Origin of the sequence: Sphaerospermopsis sp. FACHB-1194, from assembly GCF_014696235.1 — a bacterium.
GTDB lineage: Bacteria > Cyanobacteriota > Cyanobacteriia > Cyanobacteriales > Nostocaceae > Sphaerospermopsis > Sphaerospermopsis kisseleviana.
Genome location: NZ_JACJPU010000002.1, coordinates 119,825 through 146,771 on the forward strand (window position 1 = coordinate 119,825; position 26,947 = coordinate 146,771).

The 26,947-nt window shown below is 38.6% G+C and carries 26 protein-coding genes and 1 tRNA gene; 16 read left to right on the forward strand and 11 right to left on the reverse strand.

What is annotated here, in order from left to right; translation table 11 throughout:
• Positions 1-90: 90 nt before the first annotated feature.
• The 5 genes from H6F45_RS01860 to gshB all read left to right on the forward strand — a co-directional run bounded on the left by H6F45_RS01860 (position 91) and on the right by gshB (position 5,506).
• Positions 91-1,416 (forward strand): AAA family ATPase, encoded by a 1,326-nt coding sequence (locus H6F45_RS01860; RefSeq protein WP_190346313.1) that lies wholly within the window; start codon positions 91-93, stop codon positions 1,414-1,416.
• Entirely contained in the window at positions 1,413-2,033 is a 621-nt protein-coding gene (locus tag H6F45_RS01865; RefSeq protein ID WP_190346314.1) for a hypothetical protein, read from the forward strand. The genes H6F45_RS01860 and H6F45_RS01865 overlap by 4 nt, the downstream gene beginning before the upstream one ends.
• 79 nt (positions 2,034-2,112) lie before the next feature.
• Complete coding sequence (gene hflX / locus H6F45_RS01870; protein ID WP_190346359.1) at positions 2,113-3,849, forward strand: GTPase HflX; 1,737 nt, start codon at positions 2,113-2,115, stop codon at positions 3,847-3,849.
• Positions 3,850-4,024: 175 nt separating this feature from the next.
• The gene (grxC, locus tag H6F45_RS01875; protein ID WP_137666207.1) at positions 4,025-4,294 is read left to right on the forward strand and encodes a glutaredoxin 3; all 270 of its coding nucleotides are present in this window, start codon (positions 4,025-4,027) and stop codon (positions 4,292-4,294) included.
• 240 nt (positions 4,295-4,534) lie between these two features.
• On the forward strand, positions 4,535-5,506 hold the full coding sequence (gene gshB / locus H6F45_RS01880; protein WP_190346315.1) for a glutathione synthase: 972 nt from the start codon (positions 4,535-4,537) through the stop codon (positions 5,504-5,506).
• Between the two features lie 297 nt (positions 5,507-5,803).
• Here the strand turns inward: gshB and ftsZ are convergent, their stop codons facing one another.
• From ftsZ to H6F45_RS01895, 3 genes are all read right to left on the reverse strand, one after another.
• Positions 5,804-7,102, reverse strand: coding sequence for a cell division protein FtsZ (gene ftsZ / locus H6F45_RS01885; protein WP_096566679.1), 1,299 nt, complete (start codon positions 7,100-7,102; stop codon positions 5,804-5,806).
• Positions 7,103-8,038: 936 nt separating this feature from the next.
• Positions 8,039-8,932: an FtsQ-type POTRA domain-containing protein gene (locus H6F45_RS01890; protein ID WP_190346316.1), complete on the reverse strand. Its 894-nt coding sequence runs from the start codon at positions 8,930-8,932 to the stop codon at positions 8,039-8,041.
• A gap of 70 nt (positions 8,933-9,002) precedes the next feature.
• The gene (locus H6F45_RS01895; protein WP_137666205.1) at positions 9,003-9,368 is read right to left on the reverse strand and encodes a hypothetical protein; all 366 of its coding nucleotides are present in this window, start codon (positions 9,366-9,368) and stop codon (positions 9,003-9,005) included.
• Between the two features lie 671 nt (positions 9,369-10,039).
• On the opposite strand from H6F45_RS01895, the gene H6F45_RS01900 reads away from it, so the two are divergent.
• From H6F45_RS01900 to H6F45_RS01920, 5 genes are all read left to right on the forward strand, one after another.
• Complete coding sequence (locus tag H6F45_RS01900) at positions 10,040-10,873, forward strand: photosystem II manganese-stabilizing polypeptide (protein WP_096566685.1); 834 nt, start codon at positions 10,040-10,042, stop codon at positions 10,871-10,873.
• A 745-nt stretch (positions 10,874-11,618) separates the two neighbouring features.
• Complete coding sequence (locus H6F45_RS01905) at positions 11,619-12,395, forward strand: RNA polymerase sigma factor SigF (RefSeq protein ID WP_137666204.1); 777 nt, start codon at positions 11,619-11,621, stop codon at positions 12,393-12,395.
• A gap of 157 nt (positions 12,396-12,552) precedes the next feature.
• Entirely contained in the window at positions 12,553-13,425 is an 873-nt protein-coding gene (locus tag H6F45_RS01910; RefSeq protein ID WP_190346317.1) for a hypothetical protein, read from the forward strand.
• Between the two features lie 222 nt (positions 13,426-13,647).
• Positions 13,648-13,899, forward strand: a complete 252-nt coding sequence (locus H6F45_RS01915) for a hypothetical protein (RefSeq protein WP_190346318.1) — start codon at positions 13,648-13,650, stop codon at positions 13,897-13,899.
• A 105-nt stretch (positions 13,900-14,004) separates the two neighbouring features.
• Positions 14,005-15,939: a DNA methyltransferase gene (locus H6F45_RS01920; protein WP_242052543.1), complete on the forward strand. Its 1,935-nt coding sequence runs from the start codon at positions 14,005-14,007 to the stop codon at positions 15,937-15,939.
• 19 nt (positions 15,940-15,958) lie between these two features.
• On the opposite strand, the gene H6F45_RS01925 is transcribed toward H6F45_RS01920, so the two are convergent.
• On the reverse strand, positions 15,959-16,183 hold the full coding sequence (locus tag H6F45_RS01925) for a hypothetical protein (protein WP_190346319.1): 225 nt from the start codon (positions 16,181-16,183) through the stop codon (positions 15,959-15,961).
• A gap of 971 nt (positions 16,184-17,154) precedes the next feature.
• Between H6F45_RS01925 and leuC the strand changes: the two genes are divergently transcribed.
• The 4 genes from leuC (at position 17,155) to H6F45_RS01950 (ending at position 20,376) form a co-directional block, all read left to right on the forward strand.
• Positions 17,155-18,558, forward strand: coding sequence for a 3-isopropylmalate dehydratase large subunit (gene leuC, locus H6F45_RS01930; RefSeq protein WP_190346320.1), 1,404 nt, complete (start codon positions 17,155-17,157; stop codon positions 18,556-18,558).
• A 233-nt stretch (positions 18,559-18,791) separates the two neighbouring features.
• A complete protein-coding gene (leuD, locus tag H6F45_RS01935; protein ID WP_096566695.1) occupies positions 18,792-19,400 on the forward strand; it encodes a 3-isopropylmalate dehydratase small subunit in 609 nt (202 codons plus the stop codon).
• 193 nt (positions 19,401-19,593) lie between these two features.
• Positions 19,594-20,031 carry an EVE domain-containing protein gene (locus H6F45_RS01945; RefSeq protein ID WP_222620764.1) on the forward strand — a complete coding sequence of 146 codons (438 nt, stop codon included), beginning with the start codon at positions 19,594-19,596 and terminating at the stop codon, positions 20,029-20,031.
• A 111-nt stretch (positions 20,032-20,142) separates the two neighbouring features.
• The gene (locus H6F45_RS01950) at positions 20,143-20,376 is read left to right on the forward strand and encodes a DUF3134 domain-containing protein (protein ID WP_096566699.1); all 234 of its coding nucleotides are present in this window, start codon (positions 20,143-20,145) and stop codon (positions 20,374-20,376) included.
• Positions 20,377-20,489: 113 nt separating this feature from the next.
• Here H6F45_RS01950 and H6F45_RS01955 read toward each other — a convergent pair whose 3' ends face one another.
• The gene (locus H6F45_RS01955; RefSeq protein WP_190346321.1) at positions 20,490-21,902 is read right to left on the reverse strand and encodes a 1-acyl-sn-glycerol-3-phosphate acyltransferase; all 1,413 of its coding nucleotides are present in this window, start codon (positions 21,900-21,902) and stop codon (positions 20,490-20,492) included.
• Positions 21,903-22,220: 318 nt separating this feature from the next.
• Between H6F45_RS01955 and H6F45_RS01960 the strand changes: the two genes are divergently transcribed.
• On the forward strand, positions 22,221-22,853 hold the full coding sequence (locus H6F45_RS01960) for a class I SAM-dependent methyltransferase (RefSeq protein WP_190346322.1): 633 nt from the start codon (positions 22,221-22,223) through the stop codon (positions 22,851-22,853).
• Between the two features lies 1 nt (position 22,854).
• Here the strand turns inward: H6F45_RS01960 and H6F45_RS01965 are convergent.
• Positions 22,855-22,927 (reverse strand) — tRNA-Ala (locus H6F45_RS01965).
• Positions 22,928-23,033: 106 nt separating this feature from the next.
• Here H6F45_RS01965 and H6F45_RS01970 point away from each other — a divergent pair.
• Positions 23,034-23,939: a rhodanese-related sulfurtransferase gene (locus H6F45_RS01970; RefSeq protein ID WP_190346323.1), complete on the forward strand. Its 906-nt coding sequence runs from the start codon at positions 23,034-23,036 to the stop codon at positions 23,937-23,939.
• 257 nt (positions 23,940-24,196) lie between these two features.
• Here the strand turns inward: H6F45_RS01970 and H6F45_RS01975 are convergent, their stop codons facing one another.
• The 5 genes from H6F45_RS01975 to H6F45_RS01995 form a co-directional block, all read right to left on the reverse strand.
• Positions 24,197-24,883: a Crp/Fnr family transcriptional regulator gene (locus tag H6F45_RS01975; RefSeq protein WP_137666195.1), complete on the reverse strand. Its 687-nt coding sequence runs from the start codon at positions 24,881-24,883 to the stop codon at positions 24,197-24,199.
• A gap of 54 nt (positions 24,884-24,937) precedes the next feature.
• On the reverse strand, positions 24,938-25,261 hold the full coding sequence (locus H6F45_RS01980) for a type II toxin-antitoxin system RelE/ParE family toxin (protein ID WP_242027446.1): 324 nt from the start codon (positions 25,259-25,261) through the stop codon (positions 24,938-24,940).
• Positions 25,262-25,264: 3 nt separating this feature from the next.
• Positions 25,265-25,531, reverse strand: a complete 267-nt coding sequence (locus tag H6F45_RS01985) for a prevent-host-death family protein (protein WP_190346324.1) — start codon at positions 25,529-25,531, stop codon at positions 25,265-25,267.
• Between the two features lie 147 nt (positions 25,532-25,678).
• Positions 25,679-26,260, reverse strand: coding sequence for a hypothetical protein (locus tag H6F45_RS01990; RefSeq protein WP_190346325.1), 582 nt, complete (start codon positions 26,258-26,260; stop codon positions 25,679-25,681).
• A gap of 145 nt (positions 26,261-26,405) precedes the next feature.
• Positions 26,406-26,810: a hypothetical protein gene (locus H6F45_RS01995; protein ID WP_190346326.1), complete on the reverse strand. Its 405-nt coding sequence runs from the start codon at positions 26,808-26,810 to the stop codon at positions 26,406-26,408.
• Positions 26,811-26,947: the final 137 nt, after the last annotated feature.

The following is a 26,947-nucleotide window of genomic DNA, read 5'->3' on the forward strand; positions in this document are numbered from 1 at the left end:
TGACATTAAAATTATATCGCTTGCTTGTTATTGCTGACTTCATCTAACTTTTTAGCATCATCAGAACTGCATCAACTAAGTTGTTTACCTATGTCCAACAATACTGAATTACTCAAAAACCTCTATAATGCTTTTAACCCATTCCAACCCTTACCCGCAGGTGATCCTAACTATGTAGACTGTCAAGATGTGCGAGGAGAAGCAGATATTTTAGAAGAATTGGGAAATCGTATTCAGTTAGCAAATCAAAATACTTGTCAATTATATTCTGGACATAGAGGAGCAGGTAAATCTACGGAATTACTCAGACTCAAGGAATATTTGGAAGCAAGACAATGTTATGTAGTTTATTTTGCTGCGGATGAAGAAGATATAGATTCAGAAGATGCTCAATATACAGATATTCTCTTGGCTTGTACTCGGAGATTACTAAAAGATTTACGCGCAATTGGTAATCCTCAACCTGTGCTTAATTGGCTCAAAGATCGTTGGCAAGATTTGAAAGATTTGGCGCTAACTGAAATTCACATCGAGGATATGAATGTAGAAATGCAAATTAGTCAGTTTTCCAAATTAACAGCAAATTTAAGAGCAGTACCGGCACTAAGGCAGCAAATACGAGAAAAAGTTAATCCCCATACGGTGACTTTGATTAAGGTTTTAAATGAGTTTATCGCCGATGTGAAAAAGCGCCTACCTGCTCACTGCACCCAACTGGCAGTAATTATTGACAACTTAGATAGAATGGTGTTAGTTCAAGATGGCGATCGCACCAATTATGAAGAAGTTTTTTTAGACCGCTGTGAACAACTGAAAGCCTTAGATTGCCATTTAATCTATACTGTACCCATTGCTATGGTCTATTCTGCCAGGGCTACAGACCTGCGTGATATATATGGTGATCCGCAAATTTTACCAATGGTAATGGTACGCACTCCTAGAGGAGAAATATATCAACCAGGGCTAAAAAAAGTTAAAGAGGTCATTTCCCGGCGCATCAGGCAGTTTGCACCAGATAAACCACTAGAAACGGAAATATTTGACAGTTCTCAAACCCTAGAACGACTTTGTTTGATGAGTGGAGGTCACGTCAGAAATTTGCTATTGTTGACTCAGGATGCCATTGGACGCACTCAAGATTTGCCAATTTCCGAAAGAGCAGTTCGACGCGCCATTACTCAAGCTAGAGATACTTACCGCCGCGCTGTGGAAAACCATCAATGGAGTTTATTAGCAGAAGTCTCCCTTTCTAAGCGTATCATCAACGATGATCAATATCGGAGTTTGATGTTTAATCGCTGCCTGTTAGAGTACCGCTATTTGGATGAAGAAGGGGAAATGCAGCGTTGGTATGATATTCACCCACTGATTCAAGGTATTCAGGAATTTAAAGAAGCTGTAGAAAATCTCCCATGAATTTAGATTTTAGTGACTGGGATCAAGACGTACCCGCAGAAGGAAACGAAGAATATCAAACTTTCCTCAACGCTATAAAACGCAAAAACAACAATGAGTTTGGCTTATTGTTTGTTGAGTGTACACCCCTGGAGACTGAGAAACTTTTTTCTCGGACTCTCCATGATATACCAGAGAAAAAACTAGAAATTTTACGTCTAGTTGAGCCAGTTAATACTTTATATGAGCGAGTTTTAAATCTCTACATAAATAAGCAATTTGATATCTTATTTATTAAAGGTTTAGAATATTCGCTCTATAAGTATGAAAAAGAAAAGTTCGGCGAAGTCACAGAAACCCATGCTCATGATTTAAGCAGTGTTCCCCCAATTTTAGATCACTTAAATAAACTGCGAGAGAGTTTTAGAGATAATATTCCCATTACGTTTGTTTTTTTGGGGAGACCTTTTTTAATTGATTATTTTATTCATCGCGCCCAGGATTTTTTTGATTGGAAATCATCAAATGTCTTGAAGTTAACAACAGTACCAGATTTAGACTTAAAAGCATCAGCTAGTAGTTCTGGGTGGAAGTCACAAGTCCCTGTTTCCGAACAGTATTTCCGTAGCTTATGGTAAACTACGGACTGACACCGTTTTTGTTAAAATAAAAATATAAAATAATTCGGGGGGGCCAGTTTACTGGTCATAAGCGCCTATAGAGACTATCTTCGGAAATCTCCAAGGTTTAAAGTCCAGCCAGCTCAAGCAACTACAGCGGCTGTACCACCAGCGTATATCGGGCGATCGCATGACAACACCGGAGTTCGCCCAAAGGCTGGCAGCAATTAGTACGGAAATAAATCAACCTGTATGTGCCTATCTCAACCGTCGCGGACAAGTGATCCGGGTAGGAGTAGGCAATCCACGTCAAACCCAAATCCCACCCCTAGAACTGCCCCGTTATGGTGCAGAACGGTTGAGCGGTATTCGTTGTATAGCCACCCATCTCAAAGCAGAACCACCGAATGAGGCGGCACTGACAGCAATGGCGCTACAACGTTTAGATGCTCTAGTAATGCTGAATATTACCGGCACTGGATTTACCCGTCGGGGTGGGGGAGCGACTGGGTACGTAAAAGAAGCTTATTTGGCGCATTTGGTAGCTAATAGCAGACAATTAGTTTTAACTCAGTCATCAGGAATGAATATTCCAGATTCAGCCTTATATTCCAGCGTATCGCCACCTCTGAGTTTAGATGCGATCGCCGAACAGGATTTTCTGGACTTGGTGGAAAGTCTAGAAGCAGAATTCCGTCGGGAATATATTGCTCAAGAAGTAGACGCTGACCATGATCGCGTGGTTATAGTCGGGGTACTAACCGATGATATGACTCCCCAACGATTTCAAGACACCATAGCCGAACTAGCAAGGCTAGTGGATACGGCTGGGGGTGATGTCTTGCAGGCCTTACAACAAAAGCGATCGCGCATTCATCCTCAAACAGTAATTGGTGAAGGTAAAGTCCAAGAAGTAGCTTTAACCGCCCAAACATTGGGAGCAAATTTGGTAGTTTTTGACCGTGACCTTTCACCCGCTCAAGTCCGCAACCTAGAAGCGCAGATTGGTGTCAGAGTTGTTGACCGCACAGAAGTGATATTAGATATCTTTGCCCAACGCGCCCAATCTGGTGCTGGTAAATTACAAGTTGAACTAGCGCAGCTAGAATATATGCTGCCAAGACTCACCGGCAGAGGCCGTGCCATGTCCCGACTAGGGGGTGGGATCGGGACTCGTGGACCTGGTGAAACCAAATTAGAAACAGAACGGCGAGCAATTCAAAGAAGGATTTCTCGACTACAGCAAGAAGTAAACCAATTACAAGCTCATCGTTGTCGGTTAAGGCAACGGCGACAACATCGGGAAGTTCCTTCAGTGGCCTTGGTGGGTTATACCAACGCGGGCAAGTCTACCTTGCTCAACGCCCTCACCAACGCGGAAGTATATACAGCCGACCAACTGTTTGCCACACTTGATCCCACCACCCGTCGTCTGATTATTCCTCATGCGGATACAAATGAACCCCAGGAAACCTTAATCACAGATACTGTAGGGTTTATTCATGAATTACCAGCTTCTTTAATGGATGCTTTCCGCGCCACCTTGGAGGAAGTCACCGAAGCAGATGCCCTACTACATTTAGTGGATTTATCCCATCCTGCCTGGTTAAGTCATATTCGGTCAGTTCGGGATATTCTTGCCCAAATGCCTATTACTCCCGGTCCGGCATTAGTTGTATTTAACAAGATCGATCAAGTCAATAGTGAAACTCTGGCTTTGGCGCAAGAAGAATTTCCTCTAGCGGTGTTTATCTCCGCCAGTCAACGTTTAGGTTTAGATACTGTACGCCTACGCCTGTCCCAGTTGATTCAATATGCAGTAGACGGCGGTTGAGCTTGAAAATTGAGCTTGAAAATTGAGCTTGAAAATTGAGCTTGAAAATTGAGCTTGAAAATTTTAGATTTTGGATTTTGGATGATTTGCTGGTAGCTCTGGCATCGTTCTGGCCAAGGATGAGACAGAAGCTACCTTTTATAATTGAAAAGTATTTGCTCAACTTGAGGATGTTATGACTGCCAAAGTAGAAATCTACACTTGGAGTACCTGCCCATTTTGTAACCGTGCCAAAAACCTACTATTAAATAAAGGCGTTGATTTCATCGAATACAACATTGATGGAGATGAGGTAGCAAGAACTGAAATGGCTCAAAGAGCAAATGGAAAGCGTTCTCTGCCTCAAATTTTTATCAATAATCATCACATTGGTGGTTGTGATAATCTTTACACTTTAGACAGTACAGGCCAACTAGATACTCTTCTTGGAGGTTCTAAGGTTTAGGTCAAGCGTCTTGAGACTCCCCCACCAACCTAACGGTGTAGCGGGAGATTCAAGTTTTCTTAGAAACCTGCTTTTTGGAATTATTAGAATATCTCCAGCAGCGTTTACAGGCGTTTCATTTGAATACTGGCATCCTTAAATCAGCTTTGCCCGCAGTTCATCACCCGTTAAACCTTGGGTTGTAACGTGATTTTTAGATCCATAACAATTAAATTTTTTTTGATAATTGAGGTAGAAAGGGTGAAACTGGCTTTTATTATTGATCCCATCCATCAGCTTGACCCTTGCCATGATACGAGTGTTGCCCTCATGGAAGCAGCGCAAATTCTTGGTCATGAAGTTTGGATAACCCAAGCGAATTTGTTAAATGTTGTGGATAGCAAAGCTTGGGCTGTTTTACAGCAAGTAGAACTTGTACCAGTGGAATTAATAGAGGGACGTTGGGTAGCCGCAAATCCTTGGTATAAGTTAGGTTCTAGCCTCCTCACTGCTTTGGAGTCAATGGACGCTGTATTTATGCGGACAGACCCACCAGTCAACGATTCCTACCTCTATGCTACTTATATTTTGGATTACATTGACCAAAATAAAACCCTGGTAATTAACAACCCCAATGGTATCAGAGCCGCAAATGAAAAAATGTATGCCTTGCAATTTACTCAAGCCATCCCTGAAACCATTGTGAGTGCTGATAAAAAGGTGATCCGCCAATTTGTAGAAGCTAAGGGTGCAACAGTTCTCAAACCATTGGGTAACAAAGCTGGGGAGGGGATTTTATTTTTACAATCAGGCGATCGCAATTTTAACTCAATAGTCGAACTCAGTACCCTGCAAGGTCGATTACCAGTAATGGTACAAAACTATTTACCCGCAGCTAAGGAGGGAGACAAGCGAATTATCTTGCTCAATGGCGAACCCATTGGGGCGCTCAATCGCCTTTCTAGTGGTAGTGATTTTCGCAATAATATGGCAACAGGTGGTACTGTTGCTCCAACGGAAATTACCGCAAGAGAACAGGAAATTTGCACCTTATTGGCAGAAAAACTGCGTCAAGACGGCTTGATTTTTGTTGGTATTGACGTGATTGGTGGCTACCTCACAGAAGTCAACGTTACCAGTCCCACGGGCATCCGAGAAATTGATCGCCTAGATGGTACTCACCTTGCTCATCAGGTTATTCAATGGCTAGAGCAGGTGAATGGGAACTGGTGACTGGGGAAGAAAATTTTAGATTTTAGATTTTAGATTTTAGATTGGAATTGACAAAAACAATCCAAAATCCAAAATCCAAAATCCAAAATCCAAAATTGAATTACCAATTACCAATTACCAATTACCAATTACCAATTACCAATTACCAAATAAAAAAACTCCAATAAAATATGGGGTAGGCAACTAAATTGCAGACCCCTATCTTTGGTGATAAACGTAAAACTAAGAAATTGTATAAAGCACAAACGCCAGAACTGAGACTGCAAACTTAATCTAAAATCTCAAATCTACAATTACTTAATTTTTCGGTGGTGTGCGTCGTCGTTGGAGAAAATCAGGAATATCTAGAATCGGTTTTTCTTTAGGTTCAGGAGTTGGAGTTGGTTGATTAACAGTTGGTTGATTAACAGTTGGTTGTACTCCTAGCTTCCTGGGAGATGGAGTCACTACTCTGGGAGTGGCCACAGTTTGTTGTGGAGCAGCTTGAATTTCTCCGGTAAACCCAGTCGCAATCACGGTAATTCTGACTTCTCCTTGCAGTCTGTCATCAATCACTGCACCGAAAATAATATTGGCATTGGGATCAACCACCTCATAAATTGTTTCCGCAGCCGCATTCACTTCATGCAGAGTGAGATCACTACCACCAGTGATATTGAAGACAACCCCTCTAGCACCTTCAATAGAGCATTCTAATAATGGTGAGGAAATCGCGGCGATCGCAGCTTCTCTAGCTCTAGATTTGCCAGAACTCACACCAATACCCATCAATGCTGATCCCGCATCTGCCATGACTGCTCGCACATCGGCAAAGTCCACATTCACCAAACCAGGAATCGTAATAATATCAGAAATACCCTGTACCCCTTGACGCAACACATCATCGGCATAGCGAAAAGCTTCTTGTACAGGTGTTTGTTCAGGAATTACCTCCAACAGCTTATTGTTAGGAATAATAATCAAGGTATCAACCCTACTTTTTAATCCTTCAATACCCTGCTCGGCTTGGCTAGTGCGTCGCCGTCCCTCAAATACAAACGGACGGGTCACTACACCCACAGTCAAAGCGCCCATTTCTTTGGCCACTTCCGCCACAATTGGCGCAGCACCCGTACCTGTTCCACCACCCATACCCGCAGTGATAAAAACTAGGTCTGCACCTTCTAAAGCGGTAGCAATTTCATCACGTGATTCTTCCGCTGCCTTCTGACCAATAGCGGGATTACCCCCCGCACCTAAACCCCTGGTTAGTTTCTGCCCGATTTGCAAACGACTGGGAGCGCCAGCTAAAGTCAAGGCTTGGGCATCGGTGTTAATTGACCAAAATTCCACCCCAGAAACATCAGATTCAATCATGCGGTTAACAGCATTGCCACCGCCACCACCAACACCAATAACTTTAATATTGGCGACTCGGCCCGGAACAATTTCACCAATGCGACTATTTTCCGTAATTTTTTTACTGTCGTTACTTTGGGCAAAGTTTAGCCCGGAACTACCAAAGGGATTATTAGAGTTAACGGACAAAGATAACCCTGTTTGTCCCACAGATTGGGCATTTTTATAGGTAAGCTCTTGGTTATTATCAAATGTCATTGGCTTGATGAAGGTAGATAAACGACTTGTTTTGGTGTTATTCACCTAAGAGTCAAATATAGTTGAGTTGGAGACTGTCACCGTCTATGACAATCAATATTTTTTATTGTTCTGCTGTGCAAAACCTAGACAAATCTAGACTTTTAATTCTTACTCAAGGGGAGCATGGGAGCGGTTATCCCTCTGTAAGTCTCTGTAAATCTCTGTAAGTTTTGGCGCTGTCTGCGAGACACGATCATAATTAGTTATGGGATCATTTGGCAACTTAGGCGATCGCCTATGGCTTAGAGCAAACTGGGCTGTCAGCACTGCGCACCGCGCAATCGCATAACTAATTCTAGAAAAGTATACCTACATTGTCCGAAAATCGGTTTATATAACTTGATCTAGACATTAAGATTTTCTATACTATGTTGCTAAGTTTTCCCAGTATTACTCTGTGAATTTGATGCTCAGTATCCCCCACTATTTCTGCTCGAAACTTTTATTAGCAGTCAATTTTACAGCTTTATTTGTTCATTTTTTCGATAACTACTAAATTTTTCAGTGATTTACTGTGTAAAGCATTACTTTTTACTCCAGAAGATATATCAAAAATGCGTTTGGTTTAGTTTTTGGTTATAAACCTATGAGGTTGAATACTCACATACAAAATGCAGTTACCAATGGACGACGGTAGTTTTGATTGGGAAACCTCCCCACCAAGGTGCAAGAACGCTGCACCCAAACCCTTGATTTTTTATCGACCTGCATAAAGATTATCTCCAAGAAGTTTCTAATATTTATCCTGCCATTTTAATCAAAAGTTCATGCCAATTTTTATTTCAATGGTGCGAACCGTAAAACTAACTAATATTTTTATCATTTTTATCCTCAAAAACTGGTTTCTGTACTCAAACAGGCTCAAGCTTGTTAGGTATCTGGGAAGTTAATTTGTTATTTTTGGTTCATTTGTACTAAAGGTCGGTCAGGATTTTTGATATCAATATAGGCTAATTGTTTGGGCTTGAATTTTGCTGGTAAATGCCGCATTTGCACAAGTAATTGGATTTTTTCCGGTAATTGGGCATTAGGAACACCAAGATGGACATTTCCTAATTCTGTTTTCAAAATTAAATTTGTGGGATCTTGGCAATCAATTTCCATCACTTTAACAGAACTCTGACTGACAGCTTGATAAAGTTCAGTCCAATAGGGGCAATATTTTTCTGGTGAACCAAGAACTTTGAGGGTAGGCAATTTACCTGTGGGGTTAAGTGCAGTGTATTTTGCTAGAGGAATCAAAGCGCCACTAGCATCTAGTAAACTGACATCATCCTGTTTGCTTCCAGCAGGAGTATTTTGCAAACATGAAGATGTTGCTTGTTTGCCAGAGTTTGCCGAAGATTGAGGCTGAGTATTGCAACTGGTTGTGCTTTGTTTTGGTAGGGTGTGAATCACTGCCACTGGTAATCTCTCTTGAATTTCAATCATTAACCCAGGCGGAAACAGACGACGGCTTACAGTGGCTTGTGCAATAGCGGGTTGTGCTTCTAAAGTTTCGGCAATTGCAGAAGGCTCTATTCGCCACAAAGATTGGGGATAGGACAGCGCCAACAGCGATTGAATAGCTTGCTCGGATAATAATTGATTGCCTGATTTCATAACTATTTGTGCAGGTTTTTTTAACACCCACATTGGTTGGAGTGTTACCCACAGCAATCCACCTGCTAGACCACTAGCAGCCAGTGTTCGCCAAATAGTGTGAATGATTTTTCTTTGCTGCTGCCTACGTAATTTTTTACGGCGTTGAGCTAAATTCTTGCGGGAAACTGATACTATACCGGCCATGAAAACCCCTTTCTGGTTTGAGTCTAATTCCTGAAAACCACGGTAATTGGTGATTGGTAAACTCTTGAGCTTACCATTCTAACCAGTTATCAGTATCACAGGATTCGTTAGTGTTGTGGATAACAGGAGTTTTTTCATTACTTTCTACTGGTAAATTCACTAGAAATTCTTGTAATCGCATACGTTCAATATAAGGCCAACCCCCCTCAGACTCAATATCTCTGAGCAGTGCGTAGAGTCTTTGGCGGTTATCGGGCAAACTATCTTGAAAAATTCCATCACGAATCTCTTTATGTAACTTTTCCAATTGTCTCAGCAAAGATAATAATGCTGTAACATTGCCTTGACAAGCGTGGGCTGCATCTTGCACAGCAGATGCGATCGCTTGCAACTTAGCAGATAAATTTCCCGCTGGCAAATTTTGGTCATTGTTCATGTAATTTTCTGCTGCTGTTCTATAAAAGTAATACAATACCCGAAACACCCGAAAAAAGGGAGGATGGGCAGGGGTAAGAGCGAAATCACAAAAAGCAAGCGAAAATCAAGCGAAGAACTACTAATGACGAGGCGCTAATTGTCAATTGATTGATGCCAATGTGAATGGTAGTTTGAATATTGTACGTAAAGTAATCCCCACAGATTTAATGTGAGGGCTTAATTACGTTTTAGTGAATTTTGGGGATTCATTTCCGACTAACAAATAGCATCAGAGAAATCTTATGCTTTTTGGCACTATAACTTGGCTAATTTCCCTATCAAACCAAAGATTGTATGTACTAGCAATACATATACAATACAGGATGATTTGGGTCATGCCGCTTTTACCTGATGTAAGAGCAAAGCGCGAAGTATAGCCTACTTCGCATTAATAACAGATGCCTTGAGGCGTTTCTGTGTTGTGGTCTACTCATCCATTTAGCCAAACCCTGCCAAATGCCACTCAGTAGACTGTTGGTTTGAAGCTAAGGAAAAAGCAACTTCCATCTAACTCTGATGAGAGAAACTGCTGGTTCTGAAGCTAAACCTGAAAACTCAAAACGGAATGCGTTTTATTACGTTTAGTAGAGCCGTTTTACAACTTAAATATTAATGACATTGAGGTTGACCATGAGGTATCGCGCTTTAATAGTTGCATTCTTAGCTTTATGCTTGGGGCTGATAACTGCTTGTAGTGATGCGCCTTCATCTAGCAGCAGAGACTTGCTGACTTACGAACAAATTCGAGGTACTGGCTTGGCTAACAAATGCCCTCAGCTGGCAGAAACAAGCCGTGGTTCTATTGCTTTGGATAACGGTCAGACCTACACCATCAAAGAACTGTGCTTAGAACCTACCAATTACTTTGTCAAAGAAGAACCCGCTAACAAACGGCAAGAAGCTGAATTTGTAGCTGGTAAATTGGTGACTCGTAACACATCCACTATTGATCAAGTACAAGGTGATTTAAAAATCAACCCAGATAACAGTCTGACCTTTGTAGAAAAAGATGGTCTTGATTTCCAAGCTATCACAGTCAAACTTCCTGGTGGTGAACTAGTACCTTTCTTATTTACTGTCAAAAACTTGATTGCACAAACACAGCCTAATTTGACCAGCATTAATACTTCTACTGATTTTGAAGGTAAGTTTAAAGTTCCTTCTTATCGTGGTGCTTCTTTCCTAGATCCCAAAGGTCGTGGTGTTGTCAGTGGTTATGATAATGCTGTGGCATTACCAGCCCAAGCCGACGATGATGATTTGACACGAGCTAATGTGAAGCGTACAGAAATCCTCAATGGCAAGATTTCTTTACAAGTAGCTAAAGTAGACAGTTCTACTGGCGAAATAGCTGGTACTTTTGAAAGTATACAGCCCTCTGATACAGATTTGGGTGCTGGCGAACCTAAAGAAGTTAAGATTCGTGGTTTATTCTACGGTCGCGTAGAAACAAATCGCGGCTAAATTCCTGTTGTTATAGCAGTAGTCAGGAGGAGGCGGTGCGGTCTTAGGGTCTCACGCCACTCCCTTCCAGCCGAGAAACCCGTCCACAGGGGTAACTCCTCAAATGAAGCAACTACCGTTCAAGAGTCAGGAGTAAAATCCTTTTTTAGTAGCAGTTTCATGATTAATTGATGTTCTAACTACTCTGTCTACAGCTATAAAAAAATTTATCCAACTGCCCTGCTTTTTGAGAGGGTAGTTGGTTTTTTTTAGACTGGTAAACTTTTGGCTGATTTCTCATCACCTGTGATTTTTCCGTAAATAAACAGTTGTCAAATTCATGTTTTGGGAAATTAGATGAATTTAATAAAATTAAATACGTACTATTACTAATCAATAATTTTTATTAATTTAGAAAAATAATAGATAGAATTTTTGGCTATTTATCAGTACATTTCATATTGCATTTATTAAGTTACGTAATATCCCGGTTTGACATTAGGGAAAGAATTGTATATTTTAATTCTATGCGAGTTGTTTAATAAGCTACAACAGACCAAATTGACTTCGATCACTAAAAAGCAACTCTGCTGAAAATCGCCCTAGATTTTCAACCCATCCTCAAAATCTTTTCTAGCCAAAAATTTTAGTCTGCCTGATGGCTTTATGAGTTGTTCAAGAACGTGCATATCTGCCTATAGCGCGTCTAAAAATTAAGTTTAGCAGCGATTAATAAACACTCTATTTGCTAAATCCTGAATGTGCTATGCCTACTACAGCCACGAACGAACTAAAACATGAGATTTCACAGTTGTTGCGAGAATATGAGCAATGTCCCTCAGAACGCCTTCGTAATCAACTAGTGAAACTAAATTTTGGGCTGGTGAGAAAAGAAGCTCACTACTGGATAAATCAATGTCATGAAAGCTATGAAGATTTGATCCAAGTCGGCTGTTTGGGTTTAATTAGAGCTATTGAGAAATTTGAACTTTCTAAAGGACACGCCTTTAGTTCTTACGCTATTCCTTACATTCGTGGGGAAATTCAACATTACCTCCGGGACAAAGGCGTAACCATGCGGATACCCCGGCGCTGGTTAGCACTACAACAGCAAGCCATAGGTGTTTCCCGTTCTTTGCGGGAAAAATACAACCGCCAACCGACTGATGCAGAAATAGCTGGTGCATTGGAAATTTCTCAAAGTGAATGGCAGGAAATTAAATTAGCATGGGTGAATCGCTCTCCTCTGAGTTTGGATGTACCCATACAGAATGGAGAAGAAGGATCTACCAGTTTGGGGGAATTGGTTCCCGATCCAAATTACCGCAGCTTTCAATTAGCGCAAGAAGACCAAATCAGATTACAACAAGTATTAGTACAGTTGGAAAACCGCACCCGGGAAGTGTTAGAATGCGTGTTTTTACATGATTTGACACAGAAGCAAGTTGCAGAACATTTAGGAATTAGTGTAGTTACTGTTTCTCGTAAAGTCAAAAAAGGATTGGATATGCTGAAAAAAATCATGGTAGCGCCTGAAAATTAATAGCCAATCCTCTGAAACCATGATTTGCTGGAGTGTTAAAAATAACTCTGGAAATGTAAAATTTAGGTTATAAAGAAAACAGACTTGGCCTGTAATCACAATTTCAGGCGTGTTGATTTCCATAAGTAAACTTTCCTATAGCTCTCGAGAACAGCTAATGGGTATAAATTCACAAATTAATTCACAGATTGTAGCTGCGGCTATTTTAACTTTGGCGATCGCTGGATGTACAGTTAATGATACGCCAGAAGCTACTAACACTCCTCCAGCAGCAACAATTCCCCAAACAGCAGCAGAAAAACCAGAAGAAAAGACACCCTTTGCTAATCCTGTGGTGTCTTCTCAAAAAGATCAAGCAATAAAGGCAAATAATCCCGGCTTGATTGAATCCACTAGAGGCGATTTGCGCGTGGATTTGGCACAAAAAGGGCGGACTGATCCATTTGCGGAAATTATTAAGCCCTTATGGGTACCAATTGCTGCCAATTCTGAGCAAAAAGAAGTTCCTAAACTGCCTCCTTTGCCAACTCCACAACAAACAGGAACAAATCAAGCTCAGGGGGGACAAAATGTCCAGGCTCGTGTACAAATTACTACTCCTCCACCTCAACCAAAACCTCCTTTGACTCCAGTTTTGCCCATGGTTTTACCTCAAGTTGTGGCTAAAGAGCCTGTTAAGCCTGTGTTACCACCTGCTCCCAAGCATGAAGATGCTCAAGCGGTTTTGGTCAGTGGTATAGTTGTTATTGGTAAAGAACCCCAGGCAATTATTAAAGTGCCGGAAGAACTTACCAGCCGCTATGTACAAGCTGGGCAAAGATTGGGTAATGGGGTTTTGATTAAACGAATTGAGATGAACAGAGGTTTTAATCCTGTGGTTGTGTTTGAACAGTTCGGAATTGAAGTTGCTAAAGCAGTGGGAGAAAAACCCTCTACCGAACCTGCAAAGTCTGAACCTGCAAAGTCTGAACCTGCAAAGTCTGAACCTGCACAACCTGCTGTTGGGGTTTCCATTTCAATGGGTTTGTAAGAGTTGGTTAGCTATCTGGTTACAGCAGAATATGGCTGGCGCTACGCTGTCAGGAGTCAGGAGTCATTTTGTTGTGCAGTTTGTACTTCATTCATTGACAATCTGCTGTAAGTTTGCTGTAAGTTTATAGATATAACATCAATTCTGGCAATTAAATTGGTTGCATAACCGGAAATGTCCGGTTTTATATTATAGTGATGATTTTATACTTTTTATGGAATTATGGAACAGAATCAACAAAAAATAGAATTTCCTAATTTACCTTTAGCTGTATATCGAGAAATAGCAGCACATTTGCGGCAGGTGGAAGGGGTTGATGTGGATTTAATTCCCCAAACTTCTTCAGATTTTGATTATGATCAAAGTCAAATTGCTGGTTTGTCTATTTCTTGCCAACCAAATACTAATGAGGAACAGGTGAAGCAGATTTTAGATTATTATAACAATCTAAAAACCTTATTCTATAGCCGTTAACCCTTATGGGAATATCCCCGGTTTTCCTACCTCGGCAGTTACGCTTATTTGTTGTTTAATCATGGTAGGTTAGACTCAATAATAGTGAACCAATAGGTATGAGATATGAATCAAAAAGACGATAAAGCTTTATTTCAGAAAAAGGCGTTAAAAAATGCCTTGGTTGCTTTTAAATTTCCTGAAGATTTAACAGCACGTCATCAAATAATTAGCAAATGGGTTGAAGCTTTAAATTCAGGTACACTGGATAAAATCAGTGAAGTTTCCTTACAGGGAAATTTCTTAAAAGAGATATTTCAAGATGTATTAAGTTATCGTTCTGTAATTGATGGTGGGGGTAAAAAATGGGAACTTTACCCAGAAAAAAACATTGCTGATGGTGGTGGTTTTGCTGATGCTGCTTTAGGATATTTTACCGCGACAGAAAACCAAAAAGGTCAGGTAAAATTACAAGGTCAAGTAGTAGCACCTATTGAATTAAAAGGAACTAAAAATAATTTAGATCGTGCTGCATCAGGAAGGGATAAATCAGCAGTTGATCAAGGATGGCATTATGCTAATTATACTCCTGATTGTCGTTGGATCATTATTTCTAATTATCGAGAATTACGATTATATCATATTAATAAAACTCCAGCTTATTATGAAAAGTTTGTATTAGCAAATTTAGCAGATTTTCAGGAGTTTAAAAAATTCTATTTTATTCTTTGTCGGGATAATTTTTTACCGATCAAAGATGTATCTGTAATTGATAGATTATTAACCACTTCTGATCAAGCACAGGAAGATATTACCAAACAACTGTATGAGGAATATAAACAAGTCAGATTAAACATAGTTAAACATTTTCGCTTTATTGATAAATCATCTATTCCTAACCGTGATGCGGTATTAATTGAAAAAGCACAAAAGACATTAGACAGAATTTTATTTATTGCATTTTGTGAGGATAGGGGATTATTACCAGAACAGACAATTACTAAAGCTCATGATAGCAGAAATGCTTATAATAATCGTCCGATTTGGGAAATTTATAAAGACGTTTTTCGCTGGGTTGATCAAGGTAATGATGATCCACCAATTCCCGGTTATAATGGTGGTTTGTTTCAACATGATCCGCTATTAGATGAAACATTAAATATTCCTGATCCTTTATGTACCCAACTGAAAAACCTGACACGGTTTGATTTTGATTCCGAAGTTTCTGTAGATATTTTAGGGCGGATTTTTGAACAGTCAATTACAGATTTAGAAGAATTAAAAGCTGATTTTACTAAACAGGAGTTTGATAAAAAACAAGGTAAGCGGAAAAAATTAGGAGTGTTTTATACTCCTGCTTATATTACTCAATATATTGTCGAGATTGCCATTGGTGGATATTTACAAAAACGGGAAACTCAGTTAAGACAGAGTTTACAGTTAGCAGAATTTACAGATTCAGAAAAACAGCGATCGCAAGAAATTCAATTTTGGTTAACTTACCGAAATGAGATATTAGTAAAAACGCGAGTTGTTGATCCTGCGTGTGGTTCGGGTGCATTTTTAATTGCTGCTTTTGATTATTTGCAAAGTCAGTATCAACGAGTGCATGATAATTTGCGGTTTTTACAATATCAAGATTCAGAAAATCTAGAATTAGATAAAACTATTCTGAGTAATAATTTATTTGGGGTTGACTTATCTCCAGAGTCAGTAGAAATTACTAAGTTATCTTTGTGGTTAAAAACTGCAACTCAGGGTAAAGCTTTAACTTATTTAGATGATAATATCAAAGTTGGTAATTCTATTGTTGCTGATGCAGAGTTTACAGATTTACCTTTTATTTGGGAAAATGAATTTCCTCAAGTTTGCGCTGAAGGTGGTTTTGATGTAGTAATTGGAAATCCTCCTTATATTCGTCAGGAATTATTATCACCTTTTAAACCTTACTTACAGGAAAACTATCAAACCTATGATGGGGTAGCGGATATCTATATTTATTTTTATGAGAAAGGTTTGAATTTATTGAAACCAGAGGGAATCATGACGGCTTTAAGGTAAGTACTTGTTACTACAACATTCACTGCCAACTACGCTGACGTTGAAACAGATAAAAGGTTAGGAAAATCAAAGATCCAAAATACAACCAACGAACCCACTGAACAATCTCGACAGTCAGCACGTAAGCGTCTTTTGACGAAAATTCAAAGTTAAAAACTTCCATTGCTTTTTCAACAAGATAAGTCGGTCTGGTTGTATCTAGTAGAATGATACTAATTGCCCAAACAATTACCAGAACTGTCAATTTCCTGTCCCTCATTCAAACACTCCCTATTACTCTTCTCAAAGTAAGGCTATATCATTTGACGAATGAAAAACGTTAATGTTCCTGAACTCTAACCAAAATTTTATGAGTTCTTGTAAACTTACATTCTAGTGCGCTGCCTATCTTAACCGACTACATTAGCAATATCGAAATTTCCAGGATGTTTTTTTCAGTTAATTATTTTGAGGAGTTGACTTTTTTTTAATTGTCTGAATCAGGATGTCCAGGATGTGGGTTTTGAGAATTTAATGATTTTGATGGTCTGCGTTAGGTGTTATTTTTTAACAAATACGATTATTACACAATTTCATTTAGTCAGTTTAATATTAAGGGAATCCTATGGTTAAAAATAATTGAATTTTGTATAAATCCTGAAAATCCTGAAATCCTGGACATCCTGATTCAGACAAATATTCAATCCTGAAAATCCTCTAATCCTGGAAATCCTGATTCAGACAAATAAATGTTATAATCAAAAAATTACAACTTGATGCTGAAGCAAGAAAAGTTGAAGCTAAAAGAGCAGAAGCAGAAGCTGAAAAAGCAGCACGGTTAGCGGCAAAATTGAGAGAATTAAATATTGACCCGGAGACAATTTAAAGTTACTAAATGTAGGTTGGGTTAAGCGACAGCGCAACCCAACAAATTAAACCCAACAAATTACGTTAATTATTAGATTGAATCATGTTGGGTTTCCTCACGTCAACCCAACCTACCTACTCAAAGTGTTGATATAATTAAACCGCAAAGAACGCAAAGGACGCAAAGGTAAGAGAGTTTAAGAGATTTTTTAGTGTTACTGCGGTTATTGTTTCAAAATTGGGATGCTCCCGGTTTTAATCATGTTGGGTTTCCTCACGTCAACCCAACCTACCTGTTGATTTTTCGATAACGTTATCGCTTTTCTGATATAATCAAAAGCTCGACTCCTTTAACATAGAATTTGATGTATGAGCAAGGGAACTCTGTTTGACAAAGTTTGGGACATCCACACCGTTGGTACACTTCCATCAGGACTAACGCAACTATTCATCGGCCTCCACCTTATCCATGAAGTTACCAGTCCTCAAGCCTTTGCTATGCTCAAAGAGAGGGGTTTAAAAGTTTTATTCCCACAGCGCACAGTGGCCACTGTTGATCATATTGTTCCTACGGATAACCAAGCACGTCCGTTTTTGGATAGCATGGCGGAAGAAATGATCCAGGCGTTAGAGCAAAACTGTCAAGAAAATAACATTACTTTCCATAATATTGGTTCGGGAAATCAAGGTATAGTTCATGTTATTGCCCCTGAGTTGGGACTAACCCAACCGGGAATGACTATAGCTTGTGGAGATAGTCATACATCTAGTCATGGTGCTTTTGGGGCGATCGCTTTTGGTATTGGTACAAGTCAAGTCCGCGACGTTCTCGCTTCCCAAACCCTAGCATTATCAAAACTCAAAGTTAGAAAAATTGAAGTTAACGGAAAACTCAGACCCGGAGTTTACGCTAAAGATGTAATTTTACACATTATCCGCACCTTGGGAGTTAAAGGTGGTGTAGGTTACGCTTACGAATATGCAGGAACTACCTTTGAACAGATGAACATGGAAGAACGGATGACCGTTTGCAATATGGCGATCGAAGGTGGTGCAAGATGCGGATATGTGAACCCTGATAAAATTACTTACGAATATTTGAAAAATAGAGACTTCGCTCCCCAAGGCGCAGACTGGGACAAAGCCGTTGCTTGGTGGGAATCTCTGCGGAGTGATGCCAATGCCGAATATGATGATGTAGTAGTATTTAATGCCGAAGACATACCCCCGACAGTCACCTGGGGAATAACACCCGGTCAAGGAATAGGCGTTGATCAGAAAATTCCCGCAGCAGCAGAACTAGCAGAAGAAGATCGCTTTGTTGCTGAAGAAGCTTATCGTTACATGGACCTTTACCCTGGTCAACCGATCCAAGGTACAAAAATTGACGTTTGCTTTATCGGTAGCTGCACCAACGGACGCATCAGCGACCTAAGAGAAGCGGCGAAAATAGCCCAAGGTCGTAAAGTTGCAGCAGGTGTAAAAGCCTTTGTCGTTCCCGGTTCAGAACGAGTGAAAAAAGAAGCCGAAGCCGAAGGACTAGATAAAATCTTTGTTGAAGCTGGCTTTGAGTGGAGAGAACCAGGGTGTTCCATGTGTTTAGCCATGAACCCCGACAAACTACAAGGAAGACAGATCAGCGCCTCATCGTCTAACCGCAACTTCAAAGGTAGACAAGGATCAGCATCCGGTCGCACCCTGCTAATGAGTCCGGCAATGGTAGCAACTGCCGCTATTAAGGGTGAAGTTGCTGATGTACGGGAAATGCTGTAGACCGAAATTGTCGGTAAAAAAACTACATCTTTTTTATCTCACGCAGAGGCGCAGAGGCGCAGAGAGAAATTAAAAGTGTGGTTTACATACATAAAGTTTCTTAAACTCTTCTTTCTCTGTTTCCTCTGTGTCTCTGTGGTTCATTCATTAAAAAACTCTAGAAACACAAGAAAAATCTCTCTTAAGCTCTTCTTCCTTCGTGTCCTTTGTGTACTTTGCGGTTCATTAAAACTATGGTAAGTGAAATCAAACAGATAAGCGATCGCGCCGTTCCTTTAATTGGCGATGACATCGACACAGATCGCATTATACCCGCCCGCTACTTAAAAGCCATCACCTTTGATGGTTTAGGAGAAGGTGCATTTATTGACGATAGAACAGCTTTAAATGGTCAACATCCTTTCGATCTTCCCCAATACCAAGGAGCAAAGATATTAATTGTTAACCGTAACTTTGGCTGTGGTTCATCCAGAGAACACGCACCCCAAGCGTTAGCTAAATGGGGCATCAAAGCCATTATTGGTGAAAGCTTTGCGGAAATTTTCTTTGGTAACTGTGTGGCAATGGGTATACCTTGCGTTACAGCCGAACCGAGTATAGTTAAGCAATTGCAAGATTTAGTTACTGCTAATCCCCAAGCGCCTATTACCATAAATGTGGAAAATTTGCAAGTAAAAATCAATGATTTGACTTTTCCGGTGTTTATGGGTGAGGGAACTAAAACCACTTTTGTGTCTGGTACTTGGGATGCTTGCGGACAGTTGGTAGCAAATGCAGCACAGGTGAAAGCTGTAGCAAACAATTTACCTTATATTGGTTGGGGTAAATTAGCTGCTAGTTAGGTGACTGGGGACTGGGGACTGGGGACTGGGGACTGGTGACTGGGGACTGGTGACTGGGGACTGGTGACTGGTGACTGGTGACTGGGAATCACTTTTATGTTTTTTAATCAGCTATTCCCAATTCCCTATTCCCAATTCCCAATTCCCTATTCCCAATTCCCTATTCCCAATTTAATATATGAATTACTGGTTAATGAAATCTGAACCTTCTGTCTATAGTATTCTTGATTTACAAACTCAAAAACAAACTATTTGGGATGGTGTGCGAAATTATCAAGCACGGAATTTTTTAAAGCAAATGCAAATAGGAGATTTGGCTTTTTTCTATCATTCTAATGCTGAACCTCCAGGAATTTTCGGTTTGATGAAAATAGTAGAAACTGGTATTGCTGATCCAACTCAATTTGATACTAATAGTAAATATTATGATCCTAAGTCTACTCCTGAATCTCCCCGGTGGTTAACTGTAAAGGTAGAGTTTGCCGAGGTATTTTCTCAACCGATTTTTTTATCTACACTTAAAGAAAAATTTACGGGAGATGAATTATTAGTAGTTAAAAAAGGTAATCGTTTATCAGTAATTTCTGTAGGAGAATCTGTAGCAAAAAATATTTTAGCCATGAATAATTAATTATGCAAAAAATAGTTTATAATTAAAGCACAACTAAATTGTTGTTAAGAAATTAGACCTTATACGGACAAAATTTTTAGGCAATATATAGGCATATAGGCAATATATTTTATGCTCAACGGACCACTACATGAACAACCCCGCAACCAAAGAGCTACAGTAATTCGTACCAGTAATGAATTTATACTGCTGGAATGGTTAAAATCAACTGGTCGTCTAATAGCGCGTGAGCATATAGAATCTGACCTGACCAGTGACGTTGAAGAAGAAATTTCCGAGATTATCGACCTCGACGATCTGGCTTATGATAATGATGATGATACAGGTTTAGATTTGGAAGACTAGGTTTGTTATAAAATCACGCAAAGATACCAATAAACTTATTTGAGTCTTTTTTGAGTCTTTGCGTCTACCCTGGGGATATCCTGACAGAAATTGCGTAAGATTTTAATCTTTTTTTAATCTTTAATCAACTGCTGCAAAGCTGCAAATAAATCCTTTGTTAAATCACTCACACCTTTTCTAGCAGCTTGTTTATTTCCCTGACATTTTTCCCATCTTTCTGTTACGGAAATTGGTTCACCGACAGTAATCATCGCTTGTTTTAAACCTAAACGTGGTCTTCCAGGTAAAGTCGAATCTTTAATTCTAGACAACATATCAAACATTAATAAAGTCGTTTCTGCAAACCTATCAGCTGTCGGTTTTTCTTGAATATAATTAGCTGTCACCGCTACAAAACTTTCGGCTATTCGGATATGTTGCATTCGCAAATCTGCTTCTTCTGCTACCCAGTCAGCTAGACCACGTTTAAAAGGTGGTAAACTATTGATATCCTCGATATCATCACGATAAATATAATTCCAACCGGCTTCTTCTAACCGCCGACATCTATCAATAAAATTACCTTGTGCCGTCACATTAAAATATTCTTCAGCCACCTGTAAAGCTGTATCCATTAAATTTCCTAACCTATTAATTAAAACCTGATTAGGGTTAGCTGTTTCTTCACCAATAATTACTGGTAAATCTCGATGATAAAAACGCCGATAAAAGTCTTCCATTTCCGTAATTAAATATTCTGCTAAACGAAAAAGTCGCTGATATAAAATTTCTTCCCCATTCTTGCCAGTTTGATTAATTTCATCAACTGGTAAACCACTATCAGCTTCTAATTTTGATATTAGCCATTCTATTTTTTCCCAAGGTGGGTTAACATAACTATATTTAATACCAATAGGAATAATAAAAACCGTTTCTGGGCGGTTAGCTTTTTGCAAATCTTCCACACACCAAAAACTTATTTGTGCTACACCAGGTTCTAAAGGACTGACAATACTACTATGACCATTTGTACCACCTTCAGGAGCGATCGCAATAGGCATTTCTGCATTGACAAATAAATTTCTTACCATTTGAATCGCATTTCTATCTACTTTTCTTCCCCTACGAACTGGTACACCACCGCAGCGAGAAAATAACCATCCTAACCAATTTCCCGCCCATAAAGTCATGCCTCTTTCATACATAAAATGACTATGAACAGGATATTTTAAATCAATGCCTTTTTCCCGCGCTACCTTGGGAACAATGCGAGAAAGCAAATATAGCATTGTTAAAGGATCTTCAACTTCTGGATGACGAAAAGCAATTAAAAATCTAATTTTACCCTCTTGAAATTCATGATATAATTTAGCTAACACTTCGGCGTTTTCAGCTTCTATGTTCACAATACCAGCAGGTAGCCAAGGTCTAGTTCTCACCCGTAAAATAAAAGGGAGAAAAAAAGACATCACCTTGAGTACCAACGGTTGAAAATTTGGGGGAATAAATTTTAATGGTGGTTGGGTGGAATGAATAGACTTAGGCAACTTTTTCTCCTGTAGTGTGGTAAAACGTAAAACAATATGAGTGAGTATTGCAAATAGTAATTTGTCCAGGTTATGAAATAAGCAAACCGCAAAGTACGCAAAGTACACAAAGGGAAGAGAATGGATAAGGGGTTTTTTATCCATGCTATGATTTTAGCAAAGTTGGATGCTCACAAATTATGTAAATAGAAAGCGAAGATCGCAATTATAATAATTTTATGTGAATATTATACAAATATGTAAAACTACAAAAAATAAAACTTCTGAAATTATCTGCGTTTATCTGCGTTCATCTGCGTTCCCTAAAAACTCAAAAACATGCACACAACCCCAGAACAAAAACAATTTGCACCCGCAACCCAACGCAACCGCGAACCCATTTTAGAGGTACTTCAACAAGTCTTACCCACAACAGGAACAATTTTAGAAATAGCCAGTGGTACAGGAGAACACGCGGTATTTTTTGCACATCATCTAGCACCGCGAAAATGGCTACCTTCTGACCCAAACCCCCTCTTAAGAGACAGTATCACAGCTTGGATGGCAGAATGTAAAAGTGATTATATTTACCCACCTTTAGATATAGATGTACAGTTACCCGTTTGGCCAGTTGAGAAAGAAAAAATCACCGACTCGCCAATAGTTGCTATAGTCAATATTAATATGATTCATATTTCCCCTTGGTCAGCTTGTTTAGGACTGATGTCCGGGGCTGGACGAATTTTACCGCCAGATGGTATTCTTTATTTATACGGACCTTATAAACAAAACGGTCAACATACCGCACCCAGTAACGCTGCTTTTGATGAGTCTTTGCGATCGCAAAACCCAGCTTGGGGAGTGCGTAATTTAGAAAATGTGGTAAAAGCAGCAAAAGCTGAAAATTTGACATTGCAGAAAATTTACCAAATGCCAGCAAATAATTTATCCGTTGTCTTCCAAAAAACCTAGATGGAGGTTAGCGGACTCGAACCGCTGACATCCTGCTTGCAAAGCAGGCGCTCTACCAACTGAGCTAAACCCCCGTTTTTCAAGTCAAAATTCAAAATTAAACAAGTTCCTCTTTTTCAGAAACGAGTTAACTTTAAACTTAAAGTAAATAATATCCTATTATTCTTTTTTTGTAAACAGATGAACCCAGAAAATAACCAAGAAAATATTATAGTTGTAGCTGCGCTGTATAAATTTGTCAGTTTACCCGATGATCAAGAACTGCAAGCACCGCTGTTATCTTTTTGTCAGCAACAAGGCATCAAAGGCACAATTTTACTAGCCAAAGAAGGCATTAACGGGACCATAGCTGGTTCTCGTTCTGGGATTGATGCGGTTTTGGCATTTCTGCGTAGTGATGCGCGGTTAGCAGACTTAGAACACAAAGAATCATACACCGACACACCGCCATTTGAAAAGATGAAAGTGCGGTTAAAACGCGAAATTGTTACATTAGGAATACCGGAAGTTGACCCAAATGAAAAGGTAGGAAACTACGTCACTCCAAAGGAATGGAATGATTTGATTTCTGATCCAGAAGTAACAGTAGTTGATACCCGTAATGATTATGAAGTTAGTATAGGAACTTTCAAAAGGGCAAAAAATCCCCAAACGCAGATTTTCCGAGATTTTCCTGAATATGTAAGTAAAAACTTAGACCCGAACAAACATAAAAAAGTTGCCTTATTCTGTACTGGTGGTATTCGCTGCGAAAAAGCCACATCTTATATGCTGGCTCAAGGTTTTGAGGAAGTTTATCATCTCAAAGGGGGTATTCTGAAATACTTAGAAGAAGTCCCCAAAGAAGAAAGTTTATGGGAAGGGGAATGTTTTGTATTTGATGAACGGGTTGCGGTGCGTCACGGATTGGAAGAGGGCAGTTATGAGTTATGCTTCTGTTGTGGACATCCCATTGCTGAGGCTGATAAAACTTCACCTAAGTATGAAGAAGGTATTTCTTGTCCTCACTGTTTTGATAGTTTGACGGAGGAAAAAAGAGCAAGACAGCAGGAGAAGTGGAAGCAATATAAGTTACAGAATTTTTAAAGCTCACGCAGAGTCGCAGAGATAAAACCTCTTTCCTTTGCGTACTTTGCGGTTCGTTATTCATAAATTTTTTAAATCTCAAAAATCCAAAAATTTTTTAACTTCCTTTTTTTCGCAATAACAAGCCTCTATTCTCAATATTATTGAGAATATTATCAATAATTTTACGAAGATCGGTTATTTCAGCCATTGATATTGACATACTCTTTTTTTCTGGTATCATATATGTATGATCCAAGGGAGTCATATATTAAGCTTTAGGTACTCTTGGATGTGAGTATTTCATCAGATAACATAATTTTTGTTCCGTTCACTGTAATTTTACCCTCTTGAGTGAGTTTATAAAAAGCGCGAGAAAGGGTTTCAGGAACAGTACCTAATAAAGCAGCTAGTTGGGTTTTGGGTAAGTCTAATTCGACAACATTGATATTACCGTTTTTCTGACTTAATTTTAATAGATAATTGGTTAATCTTTCTGGAACTTCTTGGAAAGAAAGAGCATTAACCAAGTGGGTTAAATGCCTGAGATGTCGTGCAAAAGTTCCCAGCATGGCTATTGCTAAAGTGGGATGTTGTTGTAAAACCATGAAAAATGAAGTTCTGGGAATAAAGACAACTTCAGAAAATTCTATTGCTGCTGCGGATGCGGGGAAGTTTCCCCCATCAAAAGCGGGAACTTCTGCAAAGTATTCTGATATTTCAAAGATGTGTAATATTTGTTCTTTACCGTGGTTTGCTACTTTGAATACTTTGATTTTACCAGATTTAACAATAAAAAATCCCGTTGCTGCGTCTCCTTCCCAAAATAGGGTTTCGTTTTTTTTGTATGTTTGGAGAATAGCAATATTAGCAACTGCTTGGAGTTGTTCATCAATGATGTTTTCAAAGATGGGGGTTTGGTGGAGGAAGTTTTTGACTTCTAGGACTTTTTCAGTGAGAGTCATAAATAAGAGTGTATTTATTTATAGTCATACTATTTGATTTATGAACTATTATTCTTATTCCCAGTTTTCATCTATATAAGATTGGCTACTATGACGAATATGAATAATAGCAACAACATATTCTTCAACGACAAATAAAACTCGATATTTTCTTTGTTTTCCGATCCAGAGTTGCCGAACTTCAGAACCTATTGCTTTGGTTTCTGGTGCTATACTGCAACGCTTAGGAAATTTCTTTAATGATTCTATAGCATCTTCTAGTTGATAATACCAATTGTTTGCTAATTCAGGACTTGTATTATCGCACATCCAACGATAAGCTGTTTCGATTTCTTGAAAAGCAGTAGGTTGAATAATAACGTCATAATTCATGGGCATAATTCATGGGCGTGGAGGAATGTTAAATTTATTCTTTAAAGTTGCTAGAGCTTCTTCTGCTGGTATTCCTTCCCCTTGCTTAAATTCATCTAATCCTTTGCGAATACCTACTATTGCTTCTAAATAATCAATTCTTGCCAATAGTTCCTGATATGTAGCTAGGGATGCTTGTGGTGTTGTTTTGAGCGATCGCAAAAAACTTAAAACATCCTCTAGTAGTTCCTGGGGAGTATTATCAATTTCTTGTAAGAGTAATTCTTTGATGGTCATTATAGTTGATGATTAAGGTTGATACTTTGATTATAGCAATTTAATTTGTTAGTATTCAGCAGTCAGCTATCAGTAATCAGCGAATAGCAATAATTACGTGAGATTGTCTTATATATAATTTTGCCTCCCTACTTTTTAAATAATATACTATATCCAGAAATCTCTTATTCCTTCAATTCCATATTGACTAGCGTTTCCGATGTCATGATGTAATTCAAATGAGCAACATTCACACCTAACATGAATAGGCCAAGAGGATAAGATGTGAACAATTTCATCATTATAAGGATCTCTTTCATAGTCTATCTCTTTATAAATTATTAGAGAATTAACACCACACACTGGACATTTGCATATCTGATTATAATCATTATCTTTAATAACAATAAGAGCTTTGTTCTCAATTGATGATTGATATTGTAACCAAGGAATATTAACATTATAAGCTGCTCTACCTAATTCTTTAAAAAAAGCAATTTTCTCTAAATTATAAGATTCCCCTTCTTTAACTTCCTGGAAATGGTTAATAATCTCTTTAATTGGGTCTATTCCACAATCTAATTCTTCATAATTCCAGAAATTTCTACGTCCAAGATAATTTTCATGGTTTATTACTTCATCAACAAAAGGAAGGATATACCTCCCAATAAATTCGTCTAAAGCTTCATAATTAAGAATATATAAACCACGATGCCAAATTGTATTTCTTAAATTATTTAATGTTTCCAATATTTCTTTATTATCAACTATAAATGATAATTTTTCATAATAATCATTTTCTATATTCTTGATTAGAGATAAAAGTGCTGTTAAAGATTCCGAAAAGGTAATTGTTTTTAAATCTTTTTCATCTTCTAAAGATAATTCATTTTTACTAATTTTGTATTGTTAAAAGTATATTTTTTTCACTAGATGGAGAAACTACAAATAAAGGATTATCATGCCTTAGAAAATTCTTTAATACTAATTCAGCAAAATGATGAAAATGAATTATACACTCTGTGTATGCTTCACAATATTTTGATAAAACTAACACTCCTACAATATCGCTATATGTTAAAAAATCTGGTAAATCTTTGTAACTATCATCAGTTATCAAATGAAATTGACCGCCATAACAATGATACGTAGAAAAGTAAGCCTCTAGCGCAATTTTTAAAGAGAGAAATGCTAAATCAACACTTTTATCACTTGCATCTTCAATATTAAAGCCATTACTGGTTATCTTTTTGAGATTTTCTAGTTTAATGTTTTTGTTATTTCGAGATTGTTGATTCATAAAATATATTATTTACTGAGTATTTACTGTGAGGTTTCATATTCAATCTTATTCTTTAGTATAGTATATTACTTTAGTTTTTGTGTTATTTAAGTTTAGTTAACTTTTAATAACTGTGTACTGAAAAAACTTTACCA

Bases quoted from the DNA above. Each gene is read 5' to 3' on its own strand.
- H6F45_RS01945 (WP_222620764.1), top strand. From the start codon at position 19,594: ATGAAATCTGAACCTTCTGTCTATAGTATTCTTGATTTACAAACTCAA.
- H6F45_RS01980 (WP_242027446.1), bottom strand. From the start codon at position 25,261: ATGCCCATGAATTATGACGTTATTATTCAACCTACTGCTTTTCAAGAA.
- H6F45_RS01865 (WP_190346314.1), top strand. From the start codon at position 1,413: ATGAATTTAGATTTTAGTGACTGGGATCAAGACGTACCCGCAGAAGGA.
- H6F45_RS01985 (WP_190346324.1), bottom strand. From the start codon at position 25,531: ATGACCATCAAAGAATTACTCTTACAAGAAATTGATAATACTCCCCAG.
- H6F45_RS01900 (WP_096566685.1), top strand. From the start codon at position 10,040: ATGAGGTATCGCGCTTTAATAGTTGCATTCTTAGCTTTATGCTTGGGG.
- H6F45_RS01960 (WP_190346322.1), top strand. From the start codon at position 22,221: ATGCACACAACCCCAGAACAAAAACAATTTGCACCCGCAACCCAACGC.
- ftsZ (WP_096566679.1), bottom strand. From the start codon at position 7,102: ATGACATTTGATAATAACCAAGAGCTTACCTATAAAAATGCCCAATCT.
- H6F45_RS01915 (WP_190346318.1), top strand. From the start codon at position 13,648: ATGGAACAGAATCAACAAAAAATAGAATTTCCTAATTTACCTTTAGCT.
- leuD (WP_096566695.1), top strand. From the start codon at position 18,792: ATGGTAAGTGAAATCAAACAGATAAGCGATCGCGCCGTTCCTTTAATT.
- H6F45_RS01905 (WP_137666204.1), top strand. From the start codon at position 11,619: ATGCCTACTACAGCCACGAACGAACTAAAACATGAGATTTCACAGTTG.
- H6F45_RS01895 (WP_137666205.1), bottom strand. From the start codon at position 9,368: ATGAACAATGACCAAAATTTGCCAGCGGGAAATTTATCTGCTAAGTTG.
- H6F45_RS01920 (WP_242052543.1), top strand. From the start codon at position 14,005: ATGAATCAAAAAGACGATAAAGCTTTATTTCAGAAAAAGGCGTTAAAA.
- leuC (WP_190346320.1), top strand. From the start codon at position 17,155: ATGAGCAAGGGAACTCTGTTTGACAAAGTTTGGGACATCCACACCGTT.
- H6F45_RS01910 (WP_190346317.1), top strand. From the start codon at position 12,553: ATGGGTATAAATTCACAAATTAATTCACAGATTGTAGCTGCGGCTATT.
- H6F45_RS01995 (WP_190346326.1), bottom strand. From the start codon at position 26,810: ATGAATCAACAATCTCGAAATAACAAAAACATTAAACTAGAAAATCTC.
- H6F45_RS01975 (WP_137666195.1), bottom strand. From the start codon at position 24,883: ATGACTCTCACTGAAAAAGTCCTAGAAGTCAAAAACTTCCTCCACCAA.
- grxC (WP_137666207.1), top strand. From the start codon at position 4,025: ATGACTGCCAAAGTAGAAATCTACACTTGGAGTACCTGCCCATTTTGT.
- H6F45_RS01890 (WP_190346316.1), bottom strand. From the start codon at position 8,932: ATGGCCGGTATAGTATCAGTTTCCCGCAAGAATTTAGCTCAACGCCGT.
- H6F45_RS01970 (WP_190346323.1), top strand. From the start codon at position 23,034: ATGAACCCAGAAAATAACCAAGAAAATATTATAGTTGTAGCTGCGCTG.
- H6F45_RS01860 (WP_190346313.1), top strand. From the start codon at position 91: ATGTCCAACAATACTGAATTACTCAAAAACCTCTATAATGCTTTTAAC.
- H6F45_RS01950 (WP_096566699.1), top strand. From the start codon at position 20,143: ATGCTCAACGGACCACTACATGAACAACCCCGCAACCAAAGAGCTACA.